The sequence below is a fragment of the Chamaesiphon sp. genome (assembly GCF_041737865.1).
Lineage (GTDB): Bacteria > Cyanobacteriota > Cyanobacteriia > Cyanobacteriales > Chamaesiphonaceae > Chamaesiphon.
Genome location: NZ_JBGSQZ010000005.1, coordinates 1 through 7,333 on the forward strand (window position 1 = coordinate 1; position 7,333 = coordinate 7,333).

The 7,333-nt window shown below is 45.2% G+C and carries 10 protein-coding genes and 1 pseudogene; all 11 read left to right on the forward strand.

The genetic code is table 11. The features are described from left to right. A pseudogene (locus ACEW9J_RS00215) lies at positions 1-424 on the forward strand (tryptophan-rich sensory protein); the annotation flags it as partial. An 11-nt stretch (positions 425-435) separates the two neighbouring features. Then, positions 436-1,140 (forward strand): BON domain-containing protein, encoded by a 705-nt coding sequence (locus ACEW9J_RS00220; protein WP_373543145.1) that lies wholly within the window; start codon positions 436-438, stop codon positions 1,138-1,140. Between the two features lie 106 nt (positions 1,141-1,246). Continuing rightward, positions 1,247-1,549, forward strand: coding sequence for a hypothetical protein (locus tag ACEW9J_RS00225; RefSeq protein WP_373543146.1), 303 nt, complete (start codon positions 1,247-1,249; stop codon positions 1,547-1,549). A 42-nt stretch (positions 1,550-1,591) separates the two neighbouring features. After that, positions 1,592-1,768, forward strand: coding sequence for a hypothetical protein (locus ACEW9J_RS00230; protein ID WP_373543147.1), 177 nt, complete (start codon positions 1,592-1,594; stop codon positions 1,766-1,768). 39 nt (positions 1,769-1,807) lie between these two features. After that, entirely contained in the window at positions 1,808-2,167 is a 360-nt protein-coding gene (locus ACEW9J_RS00235) for a DUF5335 family protein (protein WP_373543148.1), read from the forward strand. A 125-nt stretch (positions 2,168-2,292) separates the two neighbouring features. Further along, a complete protein-coding gene (locus tag ACEW9J_RS00240; protein WP_373543149.1) occupies positions 2,293-3,030 on the forward strand; it encodes an SDR family oxidoreductase in 738 nt (245 codons plus the stop codon). Positions 3,031-3,222: 192 nt separating this feature from the next. After that, positions 3,223-4,065, forward strand: coding sequence for an acyl-CoA desaturase (locus tag ACEW9J_RS00245; protein WP_373543150.1), 843 nt, complete (start codon positions 3,223-3,225; stop codon positions 4,063-4,065). A gap of 362 nt (positions 4,066-4,427) precedes the next feature. After that, on the forward strand, positions 4,428-5,030 hold the full coding sequence (locus ACEW9J_RS00250) for a hypothetical protein (RefSeq protein WP_373543151.1): 603 nt from the start codon (positions 4,428-4,430) through the stop codon (positions 5,028-5,030). A 406-nt stretch (positions 5,031-5,436) separates the two neighbouring features. Next, positions 5,437-6,498 (forward strand): NADP-dependent oxidoreductase, encoded by a 1,062-nt coding sequence (locus ACEW9J_RS00255; RefSeq protein WP_373543152.1) that lies wholly within the window; start codon positions 5,437-5,439, stop codon positions 6,496-6,498. A 68-nt stretch (positions 6,499-6,566) separates the two neighbouring features. After that, positions 6,567-7,142, forward strand: coding sequence for a cupin domain-containing protein (locus ACEW9J_RS00260; protein WP_373543153.1), 576 nt, complete (start codon positions 6,567-6,569; stop codon positions 7,140-7,142). Between the two features lie 15 nt (positions 7,143-7,157). Further along, a partial coding sequence (locus tag ACEW9J_RS00265; RefSeq protein ID WP_373543154.1) for a BON domain-containing protein occupies positions 7,158-7,333 on the forward strand: 176 nt, incomplete at its 3' end.

Below are 7,333 nucleotides of genomic sequence, written 5' to 3' on the forward strand. Positions count from 1 at the left end.
AATTTTGATACCGCTAATTGTGCTGTATCAACGCCTAGAGATTGGACGGGAGCGCGTTTCGCGGCAAGAACGCGGGTTTATTCACCTGCCGATTTCGATCTATCTCGGCTGGATTAGCGTTGCCACGATCGTGAATGTTGCTATTGGACTATATAGCCTCAACTGGGACGGCTGGGGGATTGCGCCAAGTGTGTGGACGGTGGTGATGATGACGATCGCCTCTGTAATTGCTGCGGCGATTAGTGTTCAACGCCATGACACTGCCTATGTGCTGGTAATTGTCTGGGCATTGGTAGCGATTGCTATTCGTCAAGTGAATACGCCGTTAATTGCCATGACTGGCTGGGGACTGGCGATCGCCTTGACGGTACTAAACTTTGCTAATGAACTTAAATTTCGCTCAAAAATTACCACTAATAACTAACCACAAAAAACATGATAGACACAATTGAAAAGACTGACCTAGAACTAAAAAATGATGTACTTGCCGAACTCAAATATGAGCCAACCGTCAAAGTCACAGACATTGGTGTCTTAGTCAAAAACGGCACGGTGACACTTAATGGATATGTGAGTAGCTATGTCGAGAAATTGGAAGCGGTACAGGCGGTAAAACGGATTGCGGGGGTGAAAGCGATCGCTGATGACATCGAAATTCAGCTACCAGAATCTTACCACCGGACAGACGGAGACATCGCCGCCGCCGCTACCAATCAAATTAATTGGGCGACATTAATTCCACCAGGCACCGTTCGAGTTACCGTCAGCGAAGGCTGGATCGAGTTAGAAGGTGAAGTGGACGGATGGCACCAGAAAACCCTCGCCGGAAGTGTCGTGCGCCACCTATCCGGTGTTAAAGGGGTATCTAATCGGCTCTCCTTGGCACAGCCAATCCAGATGAACGAACCCACGGTGAAGCCAGTGGAAGTAGAAAGAGCGATTAAATCGGCGTTCAAACGTAGTGCTGTTGTGGATGCTAACAAGATCCGCGTTGAGACTGCTGGCAGCAATGTGGAACTCTCTGGCAATGTTCGGAATTTAGCGGAGCGGGAGGAAGCCGAACGTGCTGCTTGGGCTGCGCCAGGGGTATTTTCGGTGGACAATCAACTCACTGTGAAGTGGTTTGAATTTTCACAATAACGCTTTCAATTAACATCAATACCACCGTTATTTACTAATTCCGAGGATTTTTAAGATGAAATATATCTCGACATTGCTATCCAATATTCGCCCTGTACAGATGTTCATGTCTATCTTACTTACTACTGTAATGCTCTTTTCCAGCGGTTGCACAGGAGCATCAGCTAAGGATACAGCAGCAAAAGCAGTTCAGATCGAGAATATCAAACGGGGCTATCCGCCAGTTGCCAAGAGCGATTCGACCGATGGAACAGTCCAGCTAGACAAGATCGAACAGAATACTGAAAAAGCACTTAATGCTCCAGCAACATCACTAAAAACGATCGAGGAACGCTCGAAGGGCGGACTGAATGGAGTTCAAGGTGCTGCCGATCGAAATAAAATGAGCAATCCTAACAACTCTAAGTAAATATCTCGATAGTTTGACATCTACTATTTCAGGAGGAAATCAATGAATAGTTTATCTATTGAGGAACAACTTTTTCATTCAATATTTTGCCATCAAATCCAAGGCATTAAGATCGAAAATGCTAAACAATTACTAATAGATCTACATTTAGTCTATCTTTCACAACAGGCGATAATTTCCGATCTGACTACGCAACAGACATCCAACGATCTGAACTAGCCAGAGAATTACAAATACATCAATAACAATAGGAATTATATGTTAAATACAATCGAACTAACAAAATCTGTTCCACAAGAACGCTGGGGTGAATTCTTCGACCAGTTTTCCGACGGTAATCGAGGACGACATATCTCTATTGAAATCATCAGCCCAGAATTTGGTGATGAAGAATTAATTCAAAATGCGCCATTAATGGCGATGGTTTATGACAGACCTGGCAAGGGTAACGATCTCGTAATTGAAACAGGTAAAGATGAAGTCACTTACGCTCACACCGTCGATTCGCCAACGGAAGTCCTAACCGGACAAAGCGAAAGTGGTCGGATGTTAGCGGTGTGGATTAATGATGCTACTGGGACAAAAACATTAGTCAAGCTTCAACCAGTCGAACCATAGCAATTAATTTCCAGCAACACAATTATTAATTGAGTAGATAAACTAATAATTTCCATAAATACTACTATCGATCGTAATTTGTGAGTCAAAAACTATATTGCTCACTAGCTATTAAAAGATAAATTATGTCTGAGATTCAAAATAAAGTAGTCATTATCACCGGAGCTAGTAGTGGACTGGGTGCGGCAACCGCCGAGCGACTGGCTGCTAATGGAGCCAAACTGATGCTGGCAGCCCGTCGGGAAGATCGACTCAAGGAATTGGTGGCGGCGATCGCTAAATCGGGTTGGACGGCAGACTACCTAGTAACCGATGTGTCCGATCGCGCTCAGGTGGAAGCCTTAGCCCAAAAGACTTTGAGTACCTACGGTCGCATCGACGTACTAGTTAATAACGCCGGATTGATGCCGCTCTCGCCCCTGGACGAGCTGAAGGTAGACGAATGGGATCGGATGATTGATGTCAACATCAAGGGCGTTCTGTATGGAATTGCGGCAGTGCTACCGACGATGCGCCACCAAAAATCCGGTCACATTATCAATTTGTCCTCTGTCGCTGGACATAATGTATTTCCATCGGGAGCGGTGTACTGTGCGACTAAGTTTGCAGTCAAAGCGATTTCTGAGGGAATGCGGCAAGAGTCGAATGGTGAGATTCGATCGACAAATATTTCACCAGGAGCCATTGCGACGGAGTTGACGAGTACGATTAGCGATCCAGACACGGCGACGAGACTGAACGCATTCTATGCGAAGACCGCGATCGATGCGGATGCGGTTGCACGGGCGATTGCTTATGCCATCGAGCAACCGATGGATGTCGATGTCAATGAAATCATCATCCGCCCGACTCATCAGACTTAGGAATGAGGATTTAATAACTTGCAATTCCTCCTTTGGTAGGGGCAATTCATGAATTGCCCCTACCAAAGGTCGCCACGAGAGCAGACTTGTATATTATTAAATCCTCATTCCTAATGGTAAAGAGGCAGCCGCGCTTATGAGACAGGTATCAGCTTAAGACCTAAAGTCTAAAACCTTATTACTAAATTATTTATGACTGCTAATTCGATCGAACATGGCTCACAGCGACGCGAAACGGCACCATTAAGTTGGACAAATGTGTTCTTTTTTGGCTCATTTCACCTGATTGCCTTGGCGGCGCCGTGGTATTTTAATTGGTCTGCATTAGGAGAGGCAATATTTCTACATTGGTTGTTTGGCTCGATCGGGATTTGTTTGGGATTCCATCGGTTGCTGACCCATCGCAGCTTTCAGGTACCCAAGCCACTCGAATATGTATTCGCTACGCTGGGCGCGTTAGCACTCCAAGGTGGCCCAATTTCCTGGGTATCCCTACATCGCCAGCACCATTTGTATACCGAAGATTGGAACAAAGATCCCTACTCGGCGAAGCGGGGGTTCTGGTGGAGTCACATGCTGTGGATCTTTTATCCGGAAGCTAATTTTTCCAACTTTAATGAATACAAGAAAGCGGCACCAGATTTAGCTAAAGATGCTTATTATTGTTGGCTCGATAAATATTTTCTGTTTTTACAAATTCCAGTTGGATTACTATTGTATGCGAGCGGCGGTTGGTCGTTTGTGATTTATGGTGTCTTTGTGCGAGCGGTGATTTTGTGGCACAGTACTTGGCTGATCAATTCGGCAAGTCACATTACTGGCTATCGTACTCATGAGTCGGATGACAATTCGCGCAATCTCTGGTGGGCAGCGTTGCTCACTTATGGTGAAGGCTGGCACAACAATCACCATGCTTATCCCAATGTCGCCAAAGGTGGTTGGCAGTGGTGGGAACTCGATATGACTTGGTGGTCGATTCAATTATTACAGAAGCTCGGTTTAGCTAAGCGGGTGATTTTACCGCCGACTACTTAATATTGAAGTTGTAAACGCTACTTATGAATATTTGCTTCGTTCATCACCCACCCGCGACTGAAGTGCTGCTGGGCGGGTGAACCCATTGGTGACAAGTTAAGAAAATTGGGGATTTGTCAAGAGTCGAACTGATTCTACCATGCCAATACTACTCCCTTCCCGCTAGAAGACTATAGAGCAAGGTTGTAAATATGTTGAATGGTACTTTCAATTTGAATTGGAGTCTGCAATTGATGGGTTTCAAAAAAGTTTTTAATTCGGAGTTGAATCTGTTCAATTGTCGTGCCAATAGGCCCCGACTGTAAACAGCCGATGAGTTAATCAAATCATCAATTTAGTATTAAATTGGAAAGTAGAAATCGATGACTTACCACAACTTCACCCTCGAAACTGTCAAAGACCAATTTAAATTAAATCTTTTGGATGCTCCCTTCTGCGAATTCTTACCAACGGCAGATCCACAACCAGCGTTCTTAACAATCTTTCAACAGTGGTTTCGATTGGCAGAAACAGCCCAATCCGCCAAAGCTAAATCTGAACTTTTGGTTAGTCCGATTTTGGCTGAGGTGGTGCAATTAACTCAACAGCGAGTTCAGCTATTTTCTGGTCAGGAGTTGAATGTAGATATAGATTGTGGTCTAGATGGAGTTGTCGATTTCTTGCTGAGTAAATCGACAACTCGATATCTAATCAAAGCTCCAATTATTATGTTGGTAGAAGCGGACAAGGAAGGATTAGATCTAGGCTGGGGGCAGTGTGTCGCCCAGATGATTGCTGCTCAGAAGTTCAATGCTAGTAAAGGTAACGAAATCTCCGTTATCTATGGCAGTGTAACCAATGGTAAATCTTGGCAGTTTCTCAAGCTCGAAGGTAAAAATGTAACCATCGATCGTCACCAATATTATGTCACTCCAGTCGAGCGGATCTTGGGTATTTTGAAGTGGATGGTGGAGCAACAAGATTAACTAATCGCTCATCCCCAATAATTTCTAGACTATTTTAGTTATGGCTTATAGCGACTTTACACTCGATTGAGTCAAGCAACAATTTGGCTTGAATGTCTCCACAGGTGTGTTTTTCACCGCTCCACCCAAATTATTTCCTCGTGAACGACTCACAAATCTACTAAATGAATCAGTTCCTTTTGCTTTTACTCGCTCGCATAACTCTCCAACCATAATGAACGATTGAAGTAGGTAGCAAGTTATTCTTCTAGCCTTTTTTCACTGATATCATCTTTTGACGTGTTTGCAATTAAACTCTTATTGAAAATGATCTAAAAATCGAATGACATCAACTAAATTTAAGAGCTAATATATTTCAATTTTGCGCGTTTGTCACACAAGTTAATAACTAATCAGGAGAAAAATTATGACAGATATCATCAGCCGTGAAATCCAACTCATCTCTCATCCAACTGGGATGCCCACCCTAAATAACTTTGCCCTCGCCCAAACCAAACTGGAACCGCTCCAAGCTGGACAGGTGCTAGTTCGCAACCTCTACATATCTGTAGATCCCTATATGCGCGGGCGGATGAACGGCGGCAAATCCTATGTGCCACCATTCGAGTTGGGGCAACCGATGACTGGCAGCGCAGTTGGCGAAGTAGTAGAGTCCCGCGCCGAGCAATTAAAAACAGGTGATGCAGTCACTTCTAACTATGGTTGGCGCGAATATTTTATCGCTACACCGCCAGAGCTACACCCAGTCAGCCGCGACATTCAACCGCTGTCCGTTCATCTCGGTGCCCTGGGGATGACGGGTCTGACTGCCTGGGCGGGTTTGTATTTGGTCGATGTCAAAGCTGAAGACGTAATTTTTATTTCAGGAGCTGCTGGTGCAGTGGGAAATGTGGCTGGACAACTGGCAAAAATACGCGGTTGCCAGGTCATCGGCTCGGCAGGTTCGCCTGAAAAAGTCAAGTTTCTCAAGGAAGAATGTGGATTCGTTGGCGAAGCCTCTCTGGAAGAGAATCGCGCCTTCGATTATAAAACTAGTCCGGTGATTCCGGTTATCGAACAATTGAATTTAGCAGCACCAGACGGGATTGATGTCTATTTTGATAATGTCGGCGGCGAAATGCTCGAAGCCGCACTCTCAGCGTTGCGCGTGAATGGTCGGATTATCGCTTGTGGTGGCATCTCCGGTTACAACGCCGAAATCCCCCAACCTGGGCCGAGCAATCTATTTAATATCACTACTAAGCGATTGACGATGAAAGGACTAATTGTCGGCGATTGGCTGGGTTGTCGGGCTGAATTCGAGCAAGTAGTGGGTGACTATTATCGATTCGGCAAAGCCCAGGCTACGCCAACGGGCAAACTGAAAAATAAGGAAACAGTTGTGGTCGGCATCGACAAAGCAGTGAGTGCATTTCTCGGTCTATTTACCGGAGAAAATATCGGCAAGATGGTGGTGAAGCTGGAGTAGATTGTCACATTCACAGTCCAAACTTTTTCCCCATTCACATTACTGAATCTACACAACAGGAGAAAATCATGACACAAGTTAAATTGGCACCACCAGTCCCCTATCAGCGCGGATCTGCACTCGACTCGACCACACTCTACAAGGGTGGTTTATTTTCCTTCCTGGTCAAGGGGGAGGATTCGGGTGGTCGCGACGCAATGATTCATTACCACGCAAAACCTGGTAACGAGCCAGCCCCTTACATGAATGAGTGGGAGCATGAAACATACTACGTACTTGAGGGCGTAATGGAATTCTACTGTGGAGACAGTAAGGTCATGGTAGTAAATGCGGGAGAAATGGTCTTCCTCCCTCAAGGCAAGGCACATGCTTTTTATATTCGTTCCCCACAAGTCCGAGCCTTAATCCTGGTTCAGGCTGTGGGCGAACACGCGGTTGGGCTAGATCGCCATTTGATGGCAATGGGTACACCTGCGACCAGTATGGATCTGCCTACTGAGGCAATCACCGATGAGTTTATCGATCCTGGCGATTCCATCCGTGTGGGTGCTGCCAACGGTATTCACTTCCTATCTTCAGGAGAAAATACCAAGGAATTACCTCACTACCCAGGCTTTAAGTTTAACTCATCAATAATTACCTAAAACCAAGGAAAACAAATGATTAACGTCTTAGATAAAACCGATACCGAAATCAAAACAGATGTATTGTCCGAACTCAAATACGATCCTAGTCTCAAAGTTGCCGAAATCGGTGTATTAGTCGCAGATGGCACCGTTACCCTCACTGGTTATACCACCAGCTTTGATGAGAAATTGGCAGCCGTCCATGCTGT